17 protein-coding genes are annotated in these 20,412 nt (G+C 56.8%); 9 read left to right on the top strand and 8 right to left on the bottom strand.

All coding sequences use genetic code 11. From position 1 onward, the window contains the following. Positions 1-17 precede the first annotated feature (17 nt). Positions 18-557, top strand: coding sequence for a glycine zipper 2TM domain-containing protein (locus MT962_RS04395; RefSeq protein WP_024556720.1), 540 nt, complete (start codon positions 18-20; stop codon positions 555-557). Between the two features lie 577 nt (positions 558-1,134). Here the strand turns inward: MT962_RS04395 and MT962_RS04400 are convergent. Next, the gene (locus tag MT962_RS04400) at positions 1,135-1,770 is read right to left on the bottom strand and encodes a TetR/AcrR family transcriptional regulator (protein WP_034882016.1); all 636 of its coding nucleotides are present in this window, start codon (positions 1,768-1,770) and stop codon (positions 1,135-1,137) included. Positions 1,771-2,015: 245 nt separating this feature from the next. On the opposite strand from MT962_RS04400, the gene MT962_RS04405 reads away from it, so the two are divergent. Continuing rightward, entirely contained in the window at positions 2,016-2,273 is a 258-nt protein-coding gene (locus MT962_RS04405; protein ID WP_024556722.1) for a DUF1471 domain-containing protein, read from the top strand. 48 nt (positions 2,274-2,321) lie between these two features. On the opposite strand, the gene MT962_RS04410 is transcribed toward MT962_RS04405, so the two are convergent. After that, on the bottom strand, positions 2,322-3,293 hold the full coding sequence (locus tag MT962_RS04410) for a L,D-transpeptidase family protein (protein ID WP_247364708.1): 972 nt from the start codon (positions 3,291-3,293) through the stop codon (positions 2,322-2,324). A 148-nt stretch (positions 3,294-3,441) separates the two neighbouring features. Continuing rightward, positions 3,442-6,888: a transcription-repair coupling factor gene (mfd, locus tag MT962_RS04415; protein WP_188723304.1), complete on the bottom strand. Its 3,447-nt coding sequence runs from the start codon at positions 6,886-6,888 to the stop codon at positions 3,442-3,444. Positions 6,889-7,028: 140 nt separating this feature from the next. Here mfd and lolC point away from each other — a divergent pair, with 140 nt between their 5' ends. Genes lolC through cobB form a run of 5 tightly spaced genes read left to right on the top strand, consistent with a single transcriptional unit; the run spans position 7,029 to position 11,932 of the window. After that, complete coding sequence (gene lolC / locus MT962_RS04420) at positions 7,029-8,228, top strand: lipoprotein-releasing ABC transporter permease subunit LolC (RefSeq protein ID WP_024556725.1); 1,200 nt, start codon at positions 7,029-7,031, stop codon at positions 8,226-8,228. Next, positions 8,221-8,925, top strand: a complete 705-nt coding sequence (gene lolD / locus MT962_RS04425) for a lipoprotein-releasing ABC transporter ATP-binding protein LolD (protein WP_024556726.1) — start codon at positions 8,221-8,223, stop codon at positions 8,923-8,925. Before lolC ends, lolD begins: the two co-directional genes overlap by 8 nt. A gap of 2 nt (positions 8,926-8,927) precedes the next feature. Then, positions 8,928-10,169, top strand: coding sequence for a lipoprotein-releasing ABC transporter permease subunit LolE (lolE, locus tag MT962_RS04430; protein WP_029592537.1), 1,242 nt, complete (start codon positions 8,928-8,930; stop codon positions 10,167-10,169). A 15-nt stretch (positions 10,170-10,184) separates the two neighbouring features. Continuing rightward, positions 10,185-11,096: an N-acetylglucosamine kinase gene (gene nagK, locus MT962_RS04435; RefSeq protein WP_247364711.1), complete on the top strand. Its 912-nt coding sequence runs from the start codon at positions 10,185-10,187 to the stop codon at positions 11,094-11,096. Positions 11,097-11,110: 14 nt separating this feature from the next. Next, complete coding sequence (cobB, locus tag MT962_RS04440; protein ID WP_247364714.1) at positions 11,111-11,932, top strand: Sir2 family NAD+-dependent deacetylase; 822 nt, start codon at positions 11,111-11,113, stop codon at positions 11,930-11,932. Between the two features lie 117 nt (positions 11,933-12,049). Here the strand turns inward: cobB and potD are convergent, their stop codons facing one another. From potD to potA, 4 genes are read right to left on the bottom strand one after another with little or no spacing between them, the layout of a single operon-like run. Further along, entirely contained in the window at positions 12,050-13,096 is a 1,047-nt protein-coding gene (gene potD / locus MT962_RS04445; protein WP_024555899.1) for a spermidine/putrescine ABC transporter substrate-binding protein PotD, read from the bottom strand. Then, entirely contained in the window at positions 13,093-13,884 is a 792-nt protein-coding gene (potC, locus tag MT962_RS04450; protein ID WP_024555898.1) for a spermidine/putrescine ABC transporter permease PotC, read from the bottom strand. The genes potD and potC overlap by 4 nt, the downstream gene beginning before the upstream one ends. Beyond that, the gene (gene potB, locus MT962_RS04455; RefSeq protein ID WP_024561780.1) at positions 13,881-14,738 is read right to left on the bottom strand and encodes a spermidine/putrescine ABC transporter permease PotB; all 858 of its coding nucleotides are present in this window, start codon (positions 14,736-14,738) and stop codon (positions 13,881-13,883) included. Before potB ends, potC begins: the two co-directional genes overlap by 4 nt. After that, positions 14,722-15,840, bottom strand: a complete 1,119-nt coding sequence (gene potA / locus MT962_RS04460; RefSeq protein WP_247364715.1) for a spermidine/putrescine ABC transporter ATP-binding protein PotA — start codon at positions 15,838-15,840, stop codon at positions 14,722-14,724. Before potA ends, potB begins: the two co-directional genes overlap by 17 nt. A gap of 467 nt (positions 15,841-16,307) precedes the next feature. Here potA and MT962_RS04465 point away from each other — a divergent pair, with 467 nt between their 5' ends. Both MT962_RS04465 and pepT read left to right on the top strand, forming a co-directional pair. Then, on the top strand, positions 16,308-17,762 hold the full coding sequence (locus MT962_RS04465; protein ID WP_247364718.1) for a sugar porter family MFS transporter: 1,455 nt from the start codon (positions 16,308-16,310) through the stop codon (positions 17,760-17,762). Between the two features lie 157 nt (positions 17,763-17,919). Then, positions 17,920-19,146: a peptidase T gene (gene pepT, locus MT962_RS04470; protein ID WP_247364721.1), complete on the top strand. Its 1,227-nt coding sequence runs from the start codon at positions 17,920-17,922 to the stop codon at positions 19,144-19,146. 107 nt (positions 19,147-19,253) lie between these two features. Here pepT and MT962_RS04475 read toward each other — a convergent pair whose 3' ends face one another. Then, positions 19,254-20,375, bottom strand: a complete 1,122-nt coding sequence (locus MT962_RS04475; RefSeq protein ID WP_188723311.1) for a cupin domain-containing protein — start codon at positions 20,373-20,375, stop codon at positions 19,254-19,256. Positions 20,376-20,412: the final 37 nt, after the last annotated feature.

Here is a 20,412-nt window from a genome sequence, read left to right on the forward strand (position 1 = left end):
GCCGGGAGGATATTCCTGTGAATAAATCAATGTTAGCGGGTATAGGGATTGGCATGGCCGCAGCACTGGGCGTCGCGGCGGTTGCCAGTATGAATGTCTTTAATCGCGGGCCGGAATACGCGCAGGTGGTCTCCGCCACGCCTATTAAAGAAACCGTTAAAACGCCGCGCCAGGAATGCCGCAATGTCACCGTCACCCATCGTCGTCCCGTGCAGGATGAGAACCGTATAGCCGGTTCAGTATTGGGCGCGGTAGCAGGCGGCGTCATCGGCCATCAGTTTGGCGGCGGGCGCGGTAAAGATGTCGCCACGGTAGTCGGTGCGCTGGGCGGTGGTTATGCTGGCAATCAGGTGCAGGGCGCCATGCAGGAGCGAGACACCTACACCACTACGCAGCAACGTTGCAAAACGGTTTATGAAAAATCAGAAAAAATGCTCGGCTACGATGTGACCTACAAGATAGGCGACCAGCAAGGCAAAGTCCGTATGGATAACGACCCGGGAACGCGTATCCCGCTCGACAGTAACGGGCAACTGGTACTGAACAATAAAGCGTAAGAAGCAGATCTCTGCGTTTAACCCCTCTTGTACTCAGGCAGAGGGGTTCTTTTTTTGCAGCAGGAAAGCATGAAAGCAGCGATATTGCTCGCTTACCCGTAACGAGTAAGCGAGCAATCCTTGGCGTTAAATGGTGTTATGTTCCTTGATCACCATAAAACCTGTGATCAATATCGAAACAAAAGCAAAGAGAATAGAGCCACCACACAACAACCAAAGGCTAAATAACACTGTGATTACTATTAACACCTTAAGTAATGGTAATAGCAAAATCATGTTCATTTTCCTTCTGAATGTGCATAGCCAAATTGCGTCTCTTGTTATCCTTGTAGGAACTCTCGCAAAAACTTAATTTCCATCCCTGACCTCGTCTTGATGACGATGTGTAATACCGCCCAGAACAAAGTCTGAATGGTGCTAATCATTAGCGTACGAACAATCATTCGTGTGCTTAAAATTTTAGTCAATCTCACACTTTTGGCTGATAAGTGCGGCCGATTGTTGAGATAGGCTAAGCCTATCGTATGAGAGGAGATGATGCGGGAAGGGACAAAGAGCGGCGCTGACGCCGCTCCGTTCAGGCTTTGACCAGGTGCGGCCATAGCCGCATTAGCGTCTGAATAATCTCTTTCAGTTCATTGCACTTAGCGCCTTCGCGCGCGCTTACGGACATTCCATGTAGCATGCAGGAAACAAAACGCACCAGCATGGAAATATTACACGACGCAGGGATTTCGCCCCGAGCCTGCCGTTGCTCAAAAAAGCGCAAAAGCGTTTCTTCACGTTGCGCGTGCCGGGCTTTGATAGCGCTGGCAATCTCTTCCGAAGAGGCGGCTAGTGCGGCGGAGGTGGTAACGATAAAGCAGCCCGCTGGCGTGTCTGCGCTGGTAAAACAGGCGGCGACTTCCGCGCAATAAGATTCTAACGCCTCTTCAACGCGCTTACTGTCGTCAAAAAGGAGGGCTTCCTGTTTTTCCGCAAAACGCGAGATGTAACGGTCCAGCACCGCCCTAAATAGCCCCTCTTTATTTGTAAATTCTGCATACAGCGTAGGTGCTTTCGCTCCGGTCGCTTCCACGAGGTGGGCGAGGGAGGTCGCTTCATAACCATGCTGCCAGAACAGCGCCATGGCCTTATCCAGCGCCGCTTCCCTGTCGAACACTTTTGGTCGGCCACGGCTTTTTTTTGCGCAACCCGATGCATCAGTTGTCATGGTGCCGTTTACCTCTGTCTGTTTTCTGAATACCCATTATAAAAATAAAACTTCTCAGGTGCCATAAGAGGTTGGGATTAAATTTTATTTATCTATCTATATGAAAATAATAGCGTTTAATTATTAATTAATGATCATTATAAAATCTTGTTGACTGTGATGAGGATCACGCCTAACATTTACCTATCGATCGTTAACTTAATCAGTTTAACGACCTCTTATTCCTCTATTTCAGGACAACAACCATGAAAAATATGAAAAACCTGCTCGCTATCGCCGTACTGAGTTCACTTTCTTTCGCAAGCGTCGCTGCGGTTCAGGTGCAGTCTGCCCCGGCCGATCAGCATAAAGCGGGTTCAATCTCCGCCATGGGCGGCAGCAACCTGGGCTCGGTTGAACAGGCGTTATCGCAAAAAGCAGAAGCCATGGGCGCAAAATCCTGGCGCATTACTTCTGTAACCGGTGATAACACGCTGCACGGCACCGCAGTAATTTATAAATAATCTGTACCCTCTAATGAAAAAGGCCCTGCTTTCTGGCAGGGCCTTTTTTTATGTCTTGTCGATAGCACCATTTTCTGGCGGCGAGCTCACCTCGACAGGGACGCCCGCGCGCAGTGTAAGCGCCTTATTGACGAATTCGTTGTGCGTTTGCGCCGCCGCTTCGAAAGCCTTGAGCTTGTCATTCAGCACAATAGGCTGCGTTTTCGGATCGTCATCAATGCGCTTAGAAAGCGGCTGATGCACCTCAATCCAGCGACGGCCATCCGGCTCTATCGAGGCTTTCACCGGTTCGTTAATAATGGTGACTTTTGTCCCCACCGGCACGGTGCTGAAGAGGTGTTTGATGTCGTCATCCCGCAGGCGGATACAGCCGGAGCTTACGCGCATGCCGATGCCGAAATCCGCGTTTGTGCCATGCAGCAGGTATACCCCGCCATACGCTGCGAGGCGAATGGCATGATGCCCCATCGGGTTTTCCGGCCCGGCAGGGACGACAGGCGGCAGTTCAACGCCCTGAGCGAGATAACGGGCGCGAATAGCCGCAGTCGGAGTCCATGTCGGATTTTCACGTTTTTGAGAGATGCGCGTCACCATGGTAGGCGTCAGCGTATCGCCGCCCAGTTGGCCTATTCCTACCGGATAAACGGTGACGCTGTTTTCCCCGGGCGCGTAATAATAAAGCCGCAGCTCGGCAAGATTGATAATGATGCCTTCACGCGGCGCATCCGGCAGCAGCATTTGCCGCGGGATGGTCAGCACGCTGCCTGCGCGCGGCACGTAAGGGTCGACGCCCGGGTTCGCCTGCAACAGCGCCAGGAAACCGACGTTATAGCGTTTGGCGATAGCCTCCAGCGAGCCGCCGTCATCGGCAACGGTATGATAAAGCGTCTCCCCCACCAGGCGGCTGCCCGGCGCAGGTAAAGGGTAGGTATTGGCGCTGGCTTCGCTTGCATAAAGCGCGAGTGCAGCAAAGGGTATAAGCGTTATCCAGCGGTAAAGCGAGGCGGTAAAGTGTGTCATCGCAGCTATCCTGTGCGTTAAATCCAGCATTATTAAGTTGTTAACCGGAAGTATGGCGGGTATAGCGCGTAGGAAATCCTGGCGAGTGCAAAAGAGTGTAAAGTTACGCGGCGCGTCAGGAGAAAACGCGCCGCGTAAGGTTTGGCGATCAGACGAGGGCGTTTTCCGCCAGCTGCTGCATAAACTTCTGTACCCATTCCAGGCGAATCTTGCGCTCCGCCAGCTCGCGGGTGAATTTCAGCCGGGTCGGACCATCAAGCCGGTAGTGCTGTGGTTCCTTTTGCAGCAGACCTATCAGCCAGCCCGGATCGACATGGTTTTTCTCGGCAAATTCCAGCATGCCGCCTTTGTCGTTGGCTTCAATCTTACGGATGCCGAGCTTCTGCGCCTGCTGGCGCAGCCTTGCGATATCCAGCAAATTGCGCGCCGGGTCCGGCAGCAGGCCGAAGCGGTCTATCAATTCAACCTTCAGCTCTTCCAGCTCTCTCTCTTTCTTCGCGCTGGCGATGCGCTTATAGAACGAAAGGCGAGTGTTCACATCCGGAATGAAGTCCTCCGGCAACAGCGATGGCATGCGAAGCTCCACTTCCGTCTGCTGGCTGGTTAAATCCTCAAGCGAAGGCTCGCGGCCCGCCTTGAGCGCATCCACGGCATTTTCCAGCAGTTCCATATAAAGCGAGAAGCCAATGCTTTCCATCTGTCCGCTCTGATCTTCGCCAAGCAGTTCGCCCGCGCCGCGAATTTCAAGGTCATGGGTAGCGAGTGCGAAACCGGCGCCGAGATCTTCCAGCGAAGCGATAGCTTCCAGACGCTTCTGCGCGTCGGTGGTCATCGCTTTCGGATGCGGCGTCAGCAGCCAGGCGTAAGCCTGATGATGAGAACGACCAACGCGGCCGCGAAGCTGATGCAGCTGCGCCAGGCCGAAATGGTCGGCGCGCTCAATAATAATGGTGTTCGCCGTTGGAATATCGATGCCGGTTTCGATAATGGTGGTGCAGACCAGCACGTTAAAGCGCTGATGATGGAAATCATTCATCACCCGCTCAAGCTCGCGCTCGCGCATCTGGCCGTGACCTACCGCAATGCGCGCTTCCGGCACCAGGTTCGCCAGCCGCTCCGCCGCCTTCTGGATGTTTTCCACATCGTTGTAGAGATAGTAAACCTGGCCGCCGCGCAGGATTTCACGCAGGATGGCTTCGCGCACCACCAGGTTGTCGTACTCACGAACGAACGTTTTCACCGCCAGGCGCCGGGCAGGGGGGGTGGCGATGATTGAGAGATCGCGCATGCCGCTCATCGCCATATTTAGCGTTCGCGGAATCGGCGTGGCGGTGAGCGTCAGGATATCGACATCCGCACGCATCGCTTTAATGCGCTCTTTGTGACGAACGCCGAAGCGGTGCTCTTCATCGACAATCAGCAGGCCGAGATCCTTCATCTTCACATCGCTTTGTAGCAGTTTATGAGTGCCGATGAGGATATCAACTTTGCCTTCGGCGGCCTGTTCCAGCACCTGCGCTTGCTCTTTGGCGCTGCGAAAGCGAGAAAGCATTTCAATGCGCACCGGCCAGTTGGCGAAGCGGTCGCGGAAATTATCATAATGTTGCTGGGCAAGCAGGGTAGTGGGCACCAGCACTGCCACCTGCTTGTTGTTTTCCACCGCCAGAAACGCTGCGCGCATCGCCACTTCGGTTTTGCCGAAGCCTACGTCGCCGCACACCAGACGGTCCATCGCCAGCGGCTGGCACATGTCGCTCAGTACGGCGTTGATCGCCTGCGCCTGGTCTGGGGTAGTTTCAAACGGGAAGCCTTCGCAGAAAAGCTGATACTGCTCGCGGTCGTGTTTAAACGCAAAACCTTGCTTCGCCGCGCGCTGGGCGTAAATATCGAGCAGCTCCGCCGCCACGTCGCGCACTTTTTCCGCCGCTTTTTGCCGCGCTTTAGACCAGGCGTCGCCGCCAAGCTTATGCAGCGGCGCGTTCTCTTCCGCGCCGCCAGCGTAGCGGCTAATCAGGTGCAGGGATGAAACCGGCACGTAAAGCTTCGCGTCGTTAGCGTAGGTGAGCATCAGGTATTCGCCCTTAATGCCGCCCGCTTCAAGGGTGGTCATGCCCGCATAGCGGCCAACGCCATGTTCGAAATGCACCACCGGCTGGCCCGGATGCAGCTCCGCCAGGTTGCGGATAAGGGTATCGGGGTTGATGGTGCGGCGGTTATCCTGGCGCCGACGGGTAACGCGCTCGCCCAGCAGGTCGCCTTCGCAAATCAGCGCGCGGTTACGCAATGTGTCGATAAAACCGCGTTCCGCCGCGCCAATCATCAGATAACGTCCGGCATTCGCGGCTTCATCAAGCCGGTAGATGCGCTTCGGCGCCACTTTAATGCGGGCGAGCAGTTCGCCCAGCGCCTCGCGGCGGCCTTCGCTCTCGACCGAAAACACCACCGGGCCGCCGAAACTTTCCAGAAACTGGCGAAGGCTATCGAGCGGCGCTTTCTGCTGCGCCTGGACTGCGATATCCGGCAGCCCCTGATAGCCGAGATTCGTATGCGCGGCTTTGTCAGCGAGCTTATCGCTTTTCAACTGCACCCGCGGCCACTGTTTCAGCTCGCCAAACAGTTCGTCAGTTTTTAGCCATAGCGTTTCCGGCGGCAGCAGCGGGCGCATCGGATCGACGCCGCGGTTCTCAAAACGCGCAACCGTATCGGCCCAGAAGCGGTCGGCGCTGCTTTCCAGCTCGCCGGTGTTAATCACCAGCGTATTTTTCGGGAAATAACTAAACAGCGGCGGCAGCGGCTCGTTGAAAAAGAGCGGTTGCCAGTATTCAATCCCTGCCGGCAGGGTGCCTTTGCTCACCTGCTGATAGATATGCTCGGCGTCGCGTTTTACCTCAAAGCGGTCGCGCCACTGGCTGCGGAACAGTTCAATGGCCGCTTTATCCGTGGGGAATTCATGCGCGGGCAGTAGATTAATCGCTTCCACCTCTTCCAGCGTGCGCTGGGTATCGACGTCAAACAGGCGCAGGCTGTCGATTTCGTCATCAAAAAAATCGATACGGTAAGGCTGAGTGCTGCCCATTGGGTAAAGATCAAGCAGTGCGCCGCGGGTGGCGTATTCGCCATGTTCCATCACCTGGTCAACGTTGCGGTAGCCCGCCTGATCAAGCTGGCTGCGCAGCGTATCGCGCGAAAGCGCCTGGCCTTTGCGCATCACCAGCGCATGGCCGTGCAGGAAACTGTGCGGGCAGACCCGCTGCATTAGCGTATTCACCGGCATAATCAGCACGCCGCGCTGCATGGCGGGAAGCTGATAGAGCGTGGAGAGCCGGGAGGAGATGATGTCCTGATGGGGCGAGAAGCTGTCGTAAGGCAGGGTTTCCCAGTCGGCGAGATTCATCACCAGACTGTCGGTAAACTGCTGAATTTCATCGTGCAGACGCAGGGCGCTTTGCATATCCGGCGCCACAAGCACGACCGGCCCGGTATGACGCTCGGCGATTTCCGCCACTTCGCAGGCGGCGGCTGACCCGGTCAGCTCACCCAGTTGACGCTGTTCGCCCGCTTTGGCGGGCAGAGAATAACGATATTGTTCAGGCATAGAAGACGAAACGCGCTCCGGTTGTGCCGTAAGGCCGGGATAAAAACCCGGCGACAGAGTGGGTTAGTGGTTCCATAAATCGGATCTGGGCTTTATTATCGTTGATCACTTTGCATTAGCAACCGTACAAGACGGATTTCATGTATCAACCTGTCGCGTTATTTATAGGCCTGCGGTATATGCGCGGGCGTGCAGTGGACCGTTTCGGTCGTTTTGTCTCCTGGCTGTCCACCATCGGCATTACGCTTGGCGTGCTGGCGCTGGTCACGGTGCTTTCCGTGATGAACGGCTTTGAGCGCGAGCTGCAAAACAACATCCTGGGGCTGATGCCGCAGGCGCTTATCACCTCTCAAAAAGGCTCCATCAAGCCTGACGAGCTTCCGGCGAACGGTCTGAAGCTGCAGGGCGTCAATCGCGTTGCGCCGTTAACCACCGGCGACGTGGTGCTGCAAAGCGCCCGCAGCGTGTCGGTGGGTGTCATGCTGGGCATCGACCCGCAACAGCAGGATCCGCTGACGCCCTGGCTGGTCAACGTTAAGCAAAGCGACTTAGCGCCGGGCAAATATAACGTCATTCTGGGCGAACAGCTGGCCGGGCAGCTTGGCGTTAACCGCGGCGATCAGATTCGTGTGATGGTGCCTTCCGCCAGCCAGTTTACGCCGATGGGGCGCGTGCCCAGCCAGCGTCTCTTTACCGTTATCGGCACCTTCGCCGCCAACAGTGAAGTGGACGGCTACCAGATGCTGACGAACATTCAGGACGCATCAAGACTGATGCGCTACCCGGCAGGCAACATCACCGGCTGGCGCTTGTGGCTCGATGAACCGCTGAAAGTCGACGAGTTGAGCCAGCAGGCGCTGCCTCAGGGCACGGAGTGGAAAGACTGGCGCGAACGTAAGGGTGAGCTTTTCCAGGCGGTACGCATGGAGAAAAACATGATGGGGCTGCTGCTGAGTCTTATCGTCGCCGTCGCCGCGTTTAACATCATCACGTCGCTTGGCCTGATGGTGATGGAAAAGCAGGGCGAAGTCGCGATACTGCAAACCCAGGGGCTGACGCGCCGCCAGATAATGGCGGTGTTTATGGTGCAGGGCGCGAGCGCCGGGATTATCGGCGCGCTGCTCGGCGCCGTGCTTGGCGCGCTACTGGCCAGCCAGCTTAATAATTTAATGCCGATTATCGGCGCGTTTCTTGACGGCGCGGCGCTGCCTGTCGTTATCGAACCTTTACAGGTAATTGGCATTGCTCTGCTGGCGATGGCGATTGCGTTGTTATCCACGCTTTACCCCTCCTGGCGCGCGGCCGCCACCCAACCCGCTGAGGCTTTACGTTATGAGTAAGACTGTGCTGTTACAGTGCGACAATCTGTGCAAACGCTACCAGGAAGGCAAAGTGCAAACGGACGTGTTGCACAATGTCAGCTTCAGCATGAATGCGGGCGAGACGATGGCGATTGTCGGCAGCTCCGGCTCCGGCAAAAGCACCCTGTTGCACCTGCTGGGCGGGCTCGACACGCCCACCTCCGGCGATGTGATTTTCAACGGCCAGTCGATGAGCAAGCTCTCTTCGGCGGCGAAAGCGGAACTGCGCAATCGCGAGCTGGGCTTTATCTACCAGTTCCACCATTTGTTGCCGGACTTCACCGCCCTGGAAAATGTAGCCATGCCGCTGCTTATCGGTAAAAAGAAAGGCGCGGAGACCGAATCGCGGGCGCTTGAGATGCTAAAAGCCGTCGGCCTCGACCACCGCGCCGGTCATCGTCCTTCCGAACTTTCCGGCGGCGAGCGTCAGCGTGTGGCCATCGCGCGCGCGCTGGTCAATAACCCGCGCCTTGTGCTGGCAGATGAGCCGACGGGCAACCTGGACGCCCGCAACGCGGACGCCATTTTCGCCCTGCTCGGCGAGCTGAATAAAACGCAGGGCACCGCTTTTCTGGTGGTGACCCATGACCTTCAGCTGGCGAAACGCATGTCGCGCCGTCTTGAGATGCGCGACGGCCATCTGAACACAGAACTGACCCTGATGGGGGCGGATTAAGCATGTCGCCCTTATCGCTGTTAATCGGCCTGCGCTTTAGCCGCGGCCGCCGTCGTAGCGGCATGGTGTCGCTGATTTCCATTATCTCCACTATCGGCATCGCGCTTGGCGTGGCGGTGCTGATAGTCGGCCTGAGCGCTATGAACGGCTTTGAGCGCGAGCTGAATAACCGCATTCTGGCGGTTGTGCCGCACGGCGAGATTGAGCCGGTGAATCAGCCGTGGAACGGCTGGGGCGACGTGCTGCAACGAGTCGAGAAGGTAAAAGGCGTCGCTGCCGCCGCGCCCTATATCAACTTTACCGGGCTGGTGGAAAGCGGGGTGAATCTGCGCGCCATCCAGGTGAAAGGGGTGGATCCGCAGCAGGAGAAGCGCCTTAGCGCGCTGCCGAATTTCGTGCAGAACAACGCCTGGCAGAGCTTTAAAGCGGGCGAGCAGCAGATAATCCTCGGCAAAGGCGTCGCCGATGCGCTGAAGGTGAAGCAGGGCGACTGGATCTCCATCATGATTCCCAACGCTGACGCTGCGCATAAGCTTCTGCAGCCAAAGCGAGTCCGCCTGCATGTGGCCGGCATTCTGCAACTGAGCGGCCAGCTTGATCACAGCTTCGCCATGATCCCGATGCAGGACGCGCAGCAGTATCTGGAGATGGGTGACAGTGTCACGGGTATCGCCATTAAAGTTAACGATGTGTTTAACGCTAACAAGCTGGTGCGTGATGCAGGGGAAGTGACCAACGCTTACGTTTACATCAAAAGCTGGATTGGCACCTACGGCTATATGTACCGCGACATCCAGATGATCCGCGCCATTATGTATCTGGCGATGGTGCTGGTGATAGGCGTCGCCTGCTTCAATATTGTCTCTACGCTGGTGATGGCGGTAAAAGACAAGAGCAGCGATATTGCGGTGCTGCGTACATTAGGTGCAAAGGATGGCCTGATCCGCGCTATTTTCGTCTGGTACGGACTGCTGGCCGGTCTGCTTGGCTCGGTAAGCGGCGTGGTCGTAGGCGTGCTCGCCTCCTGGCAGCTCACGGGCATTATTCGTTTTCTTGAAACGTTGCTCGGCCATCATTTCCTCTCCGGCGATATTTACTTTATCGACTTCCTGCCGTCGGAACTGCACTGGCTGGATGTGGTTTATGTGCTGGTGACGGCGCTCTTGCTGAGCCTGCTGGCGAGCTGGTACCCGGCTCGGCGCGCAAGCCGCATCGACCCGGCGCGCGTGCTGAGCGGACAATAACTTTCAGGAGCGGCTATGTACTACGGCTTCGATATAGGCGGCAGCAAAATAGCCCTTGGCGTCTATGACGAGAACCGGCGGCTACAGTGGGAAAAGCGCGTCGCCACGCCGCATAGCGGCTACGCGCAGTTCCTCGCCGCTCTTCGCGAACTGGTGGAAGAGGCCGATAGCCGCTTTGCTGTTGTCGGGCGCGTCGGCATCGGCATTCCCGGCATGCCGATAACCGATGACGGCACCCTCTACGCCGCCAATCTCCCCGCCGCCAGCGGCAGGCCGCTGAAGGCAGATTTATCTTCGCTGTTAGGGCGCGAAGTGCGCATGGAGAACGACGCCAACTGCTTTGCGCTGTCGGAAGCCTGGGACGACGAATTCCGCCGCTACCCGCTGGTGATGGGGCTTATTCTCGGCACCGGCGTGGGCGGCGGCATTGTTTATCACGGCAAAGCGGTAAGCGGACGCCGCTTTATTACCGGCGAGTTTGGCCATATGCGGTTGCCTGTTGATGCGCTGGATGTCATCGGGCGCGATACGCCGCTTATACGCTGCGGCTGCGGTAAAACCGGCTGCATGGAGACGCTGCTTTCCGGCGGCGGCTTTGCATGGCTGCATCAACACTTCTACCATCAATCATTAAGCGCGCCCGACATTATCCACCGCTGGCAACAGCACGATGCGCAGGCGCGCGAACATGTAGAGCGATTTGTGGACCTGCTGGCGGTCTGCCTGGGCAACCTGCTGACCGCCATTGACCCGGATCTGCTGGTGCTGGGCGGCGGCCTGTCGAACTTTACTTACCTTGTGGAGCAACTGCCGCAACGGCTGGCGCCGCATTTATTGCCGGTGGCGAAAGCGCCGCGCATTGAAGCTGCCCGGCACGGCGATGCCGGCGGCATGCGCGGTGCGGCTTTCCTGCATCTGACCGATTAACTTCCGGAGTGGTTATGCTATCGCGTCGTCAACACCGGCTCAGCCGGTTTCGAAGGAATAAGCGTCGGCTGCGCGAGCGGTTGCGCCAGCGTATTTTTTTCAGAGACACAGGGGTGCCGGAAGTGATGGAAAAACCAAGAGTGGTGGTGCTGACAGGCGCGGGGATTTCAGCGGAATCGGGCATTAAAACCTTCCGTGCGGCGGATGGCCTGTGGGAAGAGCATCACGTGGAGGATGTGGCGACGCCCGAAGGTTTCGCCCGTAACCCGGCGCTGGTTCAGCGCTTTTACAACGAGCGCCGCCGCCAGCTTCAGCAGGCGGAAATCCAGCCCAACGCCGCGCACCTGGCGCTGGCGCGTCTTGAGCAAGCGCTGGGCGACCGCTTTTTGCTGATAACGCAGAATATCGACAACCTGCATGAAAGAGCGGGCAACGAAAATGTGCTGCACATGCACGGCGAGCTGCTGAAAGTGCGCTGCGCGCGCAGCGGGCAGGTGCTGGCGTGGACAGGCGACGTAACGACGCAGGATAAGTGTCACTGCTGCCAGTTTCCTTCGCCGCTGCGCCCGCACGTGGTCTGGTTTGGCGAAATGCCGCTCGGCATGGATCGCATTTATGAAGCGCTGGCGATGGCGGATGTCTTTATCGCTATCGGCACGTCCGGCCACGTCTACCCGGCGGCGGGTTTTGTTCACGAAGCGAAGCTGCAGGGCGCGCATACCGTTGAACTCAACCTTGAGCCAAGCCAGGTCGGCAGCGAGTTTGAAGAGAAACATTACGGACTGGCAAGCCAGGTGGTGCCGGAGTTTGTAGATAAGCTGCTAAAAGGGCTTTAAACGGCGGCGTGCAATAAGGTGGGGCGCTGCGCGCCCACCCGACAAAACATCCTGCGTTGCCAGCAGTGCAGGGCGGGTGCGCAGCGCGCCACCCGCCACGGTTGCCGCCGCTAAGGCTTAGCGACCCGCCTTCAGCTTCTGGTAATACGATTCGTAAATCGCGCTGGCGTCGCCGACGTCATTCTGCCATTCGCCGTTCTTGATAGTCGCGTCATCCGGATAGAGCGTTTTATCGTTCGCCACCTCTTTATTCAGCAGCTTGCGCGCTTCCAGGTTCGGCGTCGGGTAGCCGATGGTTTCCGCTACCTGTTTCGCTACGTCCGGGCGCAGCAGGAAATTGATGAGCTTCAGCGCGCCGTCGACGTTTTTCGCGTTAGCGGGAATGGCGAGGCTGTCCATCCAGAAGATGCCGCCTTCTTTCGGCCAGATAACGTCAAGCGGCGTACCGGCCTGGCGCGCCACAAAGGCGGAGCCGTTCCATACCATCCCCACGTTGACTTCGCCTTCCATGTATGGGTTGGCCGGGTTATCGGAGTTAAACGCCGCCACGTTAGGCATCAGCTTTTGCAGCTCTTTGTAAGCCGCTTCAATCTCTTTCGGGTCGGTCGTGTTGCCGGAAAGGCCCAGCTTGCGCAGCGCAATCTGGAACACTTCGCGGGCGTCGTCGGTCAAAAGCAGGCTGCCTTTGTACTCCGGCTTCCAGAGATCCGCCCAGCTGGTTACGGTTTTCGGATCGACCGCGTCGCTGTTAACGCCGATCGCCGTCGCGCCCCAGATATAGGGGATGGAGTAATCGTTAGCCGGGTCGAACGGCTTGTTCAGCATGGCCGGATCGAGGTTATGGAAGTTGCTGAGTTTGCTTTTGTCGATCTTCTGGATCATCCCTTCCTTGCGCATCTTGTCGACAAAATAGGTGGAAGGCACCACCAGATCGTAAGCACCCTCTTTGTAGGTTTTCAGCTTGGCGTACATGGTTTCATTCGATTCATAGGTCGAATAGATAACCTTAATGCCGGTCTCTTTGGTGAACTGTTCAAGCAGGCCCGGCGGCACGTACTCGGTCCAGTTGTAGAAATAAATCGTTTTGCTGTCATCAGCGTGCGCGGCGTTCATGCCGAGAGCCAGAGCGCCCGCCGCAAGCAGGTGGCGTGACCATTTCATCATTTTAACGTCCCCTGAATTTTCGTTTTATCACGAAGGATGAGCTGGCTTGCAAGCACAAGCGCCAGCGAGAGTACCAGCAAAATGGTGGCGAGCGCGTTGACTTCCGGCGACACGCCAACCTTCACCATGGAATAGATCTTAAGCGGTAAAATTTCATAGCCAGGACCTGTTACGAACGAGGAGACCACCACGTCGTCCATCGACAGGGTAAAGCTCAGCAGCCAGCCTGCGGCCACGGCGGGCATCGCCAGCGGCAGGATAATTTTGCGCAGAATAGTCACTTCGCTCGCGCCCAGATCTTTCGCCGCTTCCAGCATCTTCACGTCGAACCCTTTCAGGCGCGAGTAAACCGTCACCACCACAAAAGGCAGACAGAAGGTGATGTGCGAGAAGAGCAGGGACCAGAAGCCCAGCGAAACGCCCAGCAGCATAAAGAGCACCAGCAGCGAAATTGCCATCACGATATCCGGCGACATCATCACCACAAACAGCATGCCGCTGACGAACGGCTTGCCGCGAAAGCGGTAGCGGTAGAGCGCTACAGCGGTCAGCGAGCCGATAAGCGTGGCGAACGTCGCCGAAAACACCGCCATGGTGAGTGAGTGTTGCGCCGCCTGCAGCAGGCTGTCGTTGTTCATCAGCAGGCTGTACCAGTGAGTGGTGACCCCCTGCCAGTTGATGCCGAAGCGCGAGCTGTTGAACGAGTTCACGATCAGAATAATGATCGGGATATAAAGGTAAGCATAAATGGCGGCCATAAAACCGCCCTTGAGCAGTCGGCCAATCATTCCAGTTCCACCTTCTTATTAAGCAGGCGCGCGGCGCGCCAGTAAAAGAGCAGCATCAGCCCCATGACTGCGGTCAGCGTAATGCTGGTGGCCGAGCCAAAAGGCCAGTCGCGGATATTCAGGAACTGGCTCTTAATCACGTTGCCGATAAGCAAGTTTTTCGCACCGCCCATCAGGTCCGAAACGTAAAACAGTCCCATTGCCGGGAGCATTACCAGCAAGCAGCCGGCCACAATGCCCGGCATGGTCAACGGAATGATGATGCGAATAAAAGTTTGCAGCTTGCCAGCGCCGAGGTCTCTCGCGGCCTCCAGCAGCGGCTTATCCAGCTTTTCAATGCTGGAGTAGAGCGGCATCACCATAAATGGCAGCAGAATATAGACCAGGCCGATAATGACGGCGGAGGGGGTATACATAATGCGCATCGGCTCATCAATCACGCCGAGCCAGAGCAGAAAGGTGTTGAGATACCCTTTGGTGCTAAGAAATATCTTCAGCCCGTAAATGCGAATTAGTGAGTTCGTCCAGAAAGGAACAATCAGCAGAAACAGCAGCAGCGGGCGCACTTTTTCCGGCAGCTTCGCCAGAAACCAGGCGAAGGGGTAGCCGAGCGCCAGACAGGCGAGCGTTGCCAGCAGCGCCATATTCAGCGAGTGCAGCAGCACCTGGAAGTAGAGCGGGTCGAGCAGACGCGCGTAGTTATCCAGCGTAAAGACCAGCTTGACGAAATTCGCGTCGTCGCGGGTCAGGAAACTGGTTGCGATAATCATCAGGTTGGGCAGAAAAACAAACAGCAGCAGCCAGCCGACGATCGTGGCGATCACCACATTCTGGAATTTACGCGAGCTCTTCATCGGCCAGCACCACCTCCCAGCTCTCGACCCAGGTGACCGCCATTTTTTGGTTTAGCGAATGGTCAACATCGGGGTCGTCTTCATTGAAGAATTCGCTCACCTGCACCATTTTGCCGTTTTCCAGCTCCAGCACGGATTCCAGCGTCATGCCTTTGTAGTTGCGCTCGCGCACGTAACCTATCAACCCTTCCGCGTCGCAGGCGCCGTTAATCTCCTCAACGCGCAAATCTTCCGGGCGCAGCAGCACCTTCAGGCGCTGGCCTTTTTCGACGGCGAACGGCACGGTGATAAAACATTCACGCCCTTCCACGTCCGCCCGCACGCGATAGTCTGCGAGCGGCTCCAGTACGGTGGCGTCGAAGATATTAATCTCGCCGATAAAGCTCGCCACGAACAGGTTCTTCGGCTCTTCGTAAATTTCACGCGGGCTGCCGTCCTGCTCAATGCGCCCGTCGCGCATCACGACGATGCGATCGGACATGGTCAGCGCCTCTTCCTGATCGTGCGTTACGAACACAAAAGTGATGCCGAGCTTACGCTGCAGCGCCTTAAGCTCATTCTGCATCTGTTTACGCAGCTTATAGTCGAGGGCGGAGAGCGATTCATCAAGCAGCAGCAGGCGAGGTTTATTCACCACGGCGCGGGCAATCGCCACGCGCTGCTGCTGGCCGCCGGAAAGCTGGTGCGGTTTACGTTCGGCGAACGCTTCCAGTTGCACCATTTTCAGCGCTTCGGTAACGCGCGGGGCGATTTCGCTGGCCGGGGTTTTCTGCATGCGCAGGCCGAAAGCGACGTTTTCAAACACCGTCATATGCGGAAAGAGCGCGTAGCTCTGGAAAACGGTATTGACGTGGCGGTGTTCCGCCGGCACCTGAGTAATGGACTGGCCTTCGAGGGTTATCTCGCCCGCGTCGACATTCTCCAGCCCGGCGATAAGCCGTAACACGGTGGTTTTGCCGCAGCCGGAAGGCCCAAGGAGTGTCAGGAATTCGCCATGATTAATGGTGAGGGAGAAATCAGAAATGACGTGCTTACCATCAAAGCTTTTTTCAATGCCCGCCAGTTGCAGCAGCGGGGAAAGCGCGCGTGGTTGTGTATTCAATTTTTAACTCTGTCCCGTTAAGAACGCACCGGGAAGCTGACCGGATGCGGGGTTTGTGATGAACCACCTTAGGGTTTGGCACTTAATTAAGGGCAGGCATTCTACGGCAAACTATTGAAATCGCCAATGGTTGTGACGGTTTGCGGCTGTTACCTGCCGCAAAAGCGGGGCGCCGCCGCACAGAATGGCGTTTTCCGTTTTCCGCGACGCTTGCCTGGCGCAAAAAACAGAACCAGAAAGCGTCTGATAGCACCCTTACGCTTCTTCTTTTCGCTAAAAGCCTGGCACGCTTCACGGCTTTCGTCTGGTATGTCCTGCACCTAAGAGGATTCTGGGATTTAGTGATATCCATCACATAAATCTATTGAAAGCGAGGCGCTGCCTATAATTCATAAGGAACGTTAAATAATACAGGCGCCTGCGCTTCGGGTTTCGCCAGACTAAAGCCTTAACAGGGAAGGAATACTATGGAAACAAACGATTACGACAAAGAAACACCTGAACAGGCTTCAGGCGACAGCGTCCGCCAGCGCCTCTTTTTTGTGGTGCTGGTGGCGACAATGGGCTCGCTGGCATACGGGTACGATACGGGCATTATTTCCGGCGCGCTGCCGTTTATGACATTGCCGGCGGCGCAGGGCGGGCTGGGGCTGAACCCGTTTACTGAAGGTTTAGTGACCTCCTCTTTGATTTTCGGCGCCGCGCTGGGGGCGTTTCTGAGCGGCTATCTCTCCGACCGCTTCGGCAGACGCATTACCTTACGCAGCCTTGCGCTGCTCTTTGTGTTAGGCGCGCTGGGCACGGCGCTGGCGCCAACGGTCAATATCATGATCGTGATGCGCTTTTTGCTTGGCGTCGCGGTAGGCGGCGGCTCCTCTACCGTACCGGTTTTTATCGCCGAGATAGCCGGGCCGCGCAAACGTGCGCCGCTGGTCAGCCGTAATGAGCTGATGATTGTCTCAGGCCAGCTCGTGGCCTATATCGTTAGCGCGCTGATGAGCTATCTCTTAAACGATCCGCATCTGTGGCGCTATATGCTGGCGCTGGCGATGGTGCCGGGCGTGTTGCTGTTTATCGGCACTTTTTTCGTTCCTGCTTCGCCGCACTGGCTGGTTGCCGAAGGCCGGGTCAAAGATGCCTTACGCGTATTGAAGACCCTTCGTGAACACCCGCGCGAAGTGCAAAAAGAGATGTCGGATATGAAGCAGCAGGCCCGCGAATCGCAACAGGGGCCTTCAACAAAGGAATTGCTGAAACAAAAATGGGTGCTTCGTCTGGTGTTGACCGGCGCCGGTATGGGGTTTGTTTTACAGTTCACCGGCGTCAACGCCTTTATGTATTACACGCCGATCATTCTTAAAACCACCGGCATGGGCACCAGCGCATCCATCGCGGCGACGATTGGCAATGGCATCGTTTCAGTGCTGGCGGCGATTGCGGGCATTAAGGGCGTCAGCCGTTTTGGCCGACGTCCCATGCTGATGACTGGTCTGACAATCGTTATCTGCGCGCAGATAGCGCTAGGTTGCGTACTGGTATTTATGCCGCAGGATATGACGCAGAGCCTGCTGGCGCTCGGCTGCATCCTGGTCTTCCTGTTCTTTATGCAAATGTGTATCTCACCGGTTTACTGGCTGCTGATGTCTGAGCTATTCCCGATGAAGGTCCGCGGCGCGCTCACCGGCACGGCGGTCTCTTTCCAGTGGATCTGCAACGCCATTGTGGCCTTCGCCTTTCCTCCACTGCTGGCGGTGGCGGGCAATACCACTTTCTTTATCTTTGCGCTGATTAATATCGGCTCGCTGATTTTTGTCGCCATGGCGCTGCCGGAGACCCGCGGGAAATCCCTTGAGCAAATCGAAACCGCGATGCGCCAGCGCTTTGGCGAGCAGGAGCGCGCAGCCGCAGGCGAAACCGCCTGAAATAAAAAGGTGGCGTAGCCGCCGCTCTGGATGCTAAAGAGAAACAGATTCAGCGGAGGATTATTTCCTCCGCCGTCCTGCTAAAAGTGACCTGACGCAATAACTCTGTGTTGCGGGTTATTGATAATGAGGTCACAAAAATCAAGAGGGTGACACTATGGATAAATTACTCGAGCGGTTTCTGCAGTATGTCTCTCTGGACACCCAGTCAAAGCCTGGCGTGCGTCAGGTGCCGAGCACAGAGGGGCAGTGGAAGCTGCTGCGGTTGCTGAAAAGCCAGCTTGAGGAGCTGGGACTGGTGAACGTCACTCTCAGCGAGCACGGCACGGTGATGGGAACGCTGCCTTCCAACGTGGCGAAACCGGTGCCGCCGATTGGATTTATTTCCCACGTCGATACCTCCCCTGACTTCACCGCCAAAAACGTTAACCCGCAGATCGTGGAAAACTACCGCGGCGGTGATATTGCGTTAGGGACAGGCGAAGAGATTCTCTCGCCGGTGATGTTCCCGGTGCTTCATCAACTGCTGGGGCATACGCTGATTACCACCGACGGCAAAACGCTGCTGGGCGCGGATGATAAAGCGGGCGTGGCGGAGATAATGACCGCGCTGGCGACCCTCAAGCAAAAAAATGTGCCGCATGGCGATATCCGCGTGGCGTTCACCCCGGATGAAGAGGTGGGTAAAGGGGCGAAACATTTTGACGTTGAGGCGTTTGACGCCCGCTGGGCTTACACCATGGATGGCGGTGGCATAGGCGAGCTGGAGTTTGAAAACTTTAACGCCGCCTCGGTTACCATCAAAATTGTCGGTAACAACGTGCATCCCGGCACCGCGAAAGGGGTGATGGTGAATGCGTTGTCGCTCGCCGCTCGCCTGCATGCCGAAGTGCCTGCCGATGAAAGCCCTGAGTGCACTGAAGGCTATGAAGGTTTTTATCATCTCACGAGTATCAAAGGCACCGTTGACCGGGCGGAGATGCACTACATCATTCGCGACTTTGAGCGTGGCGGTTTTGAGGCGCGTAAGCGCAAGATGATGGAGATCGCCAAAAAAGTCGGCAAAGGGTTGCACCCGGATTGCTATATCGAACTGGCGATAGAAGACAGCTACTACAATATGCGCGAGAAGGTCGCAGAACACCCGCACATTATCAGCATTGCCGAGCAGGCGATGCGCGATTGCGATATTGAACCGATAATGAAGCCGATTCGCGGCGGCACCGACGGCGCGCAGCTTTCTTTTATGGGCTTACCCTGCCCGAATATTTTCACCGGTGGGTATAACTATCACGGCAAGCATGAATTCGCGTCGCTGGAAGGCATGGAGAAAGCGGTAGCGGTTATCGTGCGCATTGTTGAGTTAACGGCGCAGCGCGCGTAGCTTTACCTGTTTCCCGAAGTCGCGACGGGCGGCGCGTTGCTTAACCGCCCTGTAAAGGCTGTGCCCCTCACATCTTCGGGAAAGGGTAAGGGGCAAAAGCCAGCTGCTTAATCTTCGAAATACCAGTAGCCGCTGTTAACCAGCGCCGCCAGCGTGGCGAGGAAGGATGGGTCTTCCAGCGCGTCGGCAAACAGCGCGTCGCTCAGCACCACATGGTTTGCCAGCGCGTTAAGCGCCGGGCGATGCGGGCTGTCGATTTTCTCGCCGTTAACAAACACCTCTTCGCCGATGCGCAGTACGCGCAGGCCGCCCAGACGCACCAGCTTGTCGCCCTGCTTCAGGGCATCGTAAATCTCATCTGGCTGATAAGGCGGTTCCGGCGGCGCAACGTCCAGTTCGTGACGCGACTGGGTGATGAACTCGCCAAACCAGGCGTTGAAATGCTCCGGCTGATCAATCAGCTCAAGCATCATGCCGCGCAGCTTATCCAGCTCCGCCGGCACGATATCCGCTGGCTGCGCGCGCAGCGGCACATCCGGGTCGCTGTAACGCTGGCCGCCCAGTTCACGCTGCAGTACGTAATCCGCAAAGCCGCTGATAAGCTCCCGGCCGCTCGGCGCGCGAAAGCCAACAGAGTAGTTGAGGGAGTTTTCCAGCGAATAGCCTTCATGCGGAAAGCCCGGCGGAATATAAAGGATGTCGCCTGGCTCCATCTCTTCATCAATGATTGCATCAAACGGATCCACCTGCAGCAGGTCCGGGTGAGGGCAATGCTGCTTCATCGGCGTCTTTTCACCCACGCGCCAGCGGCGGCGGCCGGCGCCCTGAATGATAAACACGTCGTACTGATCGAGATGCGGACCGACGCCGCCGCCCGGCACAGAGAAAGAGATCATCAGATCGTCGATGCGCCAGTCGGGCAGGGCGCGGAAAGGGCGCATCAGCGCGGCCGTGGGTTCATGCCAGTGATCCACCGCCTGCACCAGCAGCGACCAGTCGTTTTCGCCTAAGTGATCGTAGCTTTCAAACGGCCCGTGGCTCACCTGCCATTTGCCATCAAGATGGCTCACCAGGCGGCTGTCCACTTCGTTTTCCATCGCCAGCCCCGCCAGCTCATCCGGGGAAATGGGGTCGATGAAGTTTTTAATGCCGCGCTTGAGCACTACCGGGCGTTTTTGCCAGTAGCGTTCAATAAAGTCGGGCCAGTTTATTTCTACGTGATAGTCCATATTGTGTTCCGCAGGCTCAGAATATGAGTCGGATTAT

Source organism: Franconibacter sp. IITDAS19, assembly GCF_023079515.1.
Taxonomy (GTDB): domain Bacteria; phylum Pseudomonadota; class Gammaproteobacteria; order Enterobacterales; family Enterobacteriaceae; genus Franconibacter; species Franconibacter pulveris.

Excerpts from the sequence above, each read along its gene's own strand:
- MT962_RS04405 (WP_024556722.1), top strand. The coding sequence starts at position 2,016 with ATGAAAAATATGAAAAACCTGCTCGCTATCGCCGTACTGAGTTCACTT.
- pepT (WP_247364721.1), top strand. The coding sequence starts at position 17,920 with ATGGATAAATTACTCGAGCGGTTTCTGCAGTATGTCTCTCTGGACACC.
- potC (WP_024555898.1), bottom strand. The coding sequence starts at position 13,884 with ATGATTGGCCGACTGCTCAAGGGCGGTTTTATGGCCGCCATTTATGCT.
- potB (WP_024561780.1), bottom strand. The coding sequence starts at position 14,738 with ATGAAGAGCTCGCGTAAATTCCAGAATGTGGTGATCGCCACGATCGTC.
- MT962_RS04465 (WP_247364718.1), top strand. The coding sequence starts at position 16,308 with ATGGAAACAAACGATTACGACAAAGAAACACCTGAACAGGCTTCAGGC.
- nagK (WP_247364711.1), top strand. The coding sequence starts at position 10,185 with ATGTACTACGGCTTCGATATAGGCGGCAGCAAAATAGCCCTTGGCGTC.
- MT962_RS04475 (WP_188723311.1), bottom strand. The coding sequence starts at position 20,375 with ATGGACTATCACGTAGAAATAAACTGGCCCGACTTTATTGAACGCTAC.
- lolE (WP_029592537.1), top strand. The coding sequence starts at position 8,928 with ATGTCGCCCTTATCGCTGTTAATCGGCCTGCGCTTTAGCCGCGGCCGC.
- potD (WP_024555899.1), bottom strand. The coding sequence starts at position 13,096 with ATGATGAAATGGTCACGCCACCTGCTTGCGGCGGGCGCTCTGGCTCTC.
- lolD (WP_024556726.1), top strand. The coding sequence starts at position 8,221 with ATGAGTAAGACTGTGCTGTTACAGTGCGACAATCTGTGCAAACGCTAC.
- lolC (WP_024556725.1), top strand. The coding sequence starts at position 7,029 with ATGTATCAACCTGTCGCGTTATTTATAGGCCTGCGGTATATGCGCGGG.
- cobB (WP_247364714.1), top strand. The coding sequence starts at position 11,111 with ATGCTATCGCGTCGTCAACACCGGCTCAGCCGGTTTCGAAGGAATAAG.
- mfd (WP_188723304.1), bottom strand. The coding sequence starts at position 6,888 with ATGCCTGAACAATATCGTTATTCTCTGCCCGCCAAAGCGGGCGAACAG.
- MT962_RS04400 (WP_034882016.1), bottom strand. The coding sequence starts at position 1,770 with ATGACAACTGATGCATCGGGTTGCGCAAAAAAAAGCCGTGGCCGACCA.
- MT962_RS04410 (WP_247364708.1), bottom strand. The coding sequence starts at position 3,293 with ATGACACACTTTACCGCCTCGCTTTACCGCTGGATAACGCTTATACCC.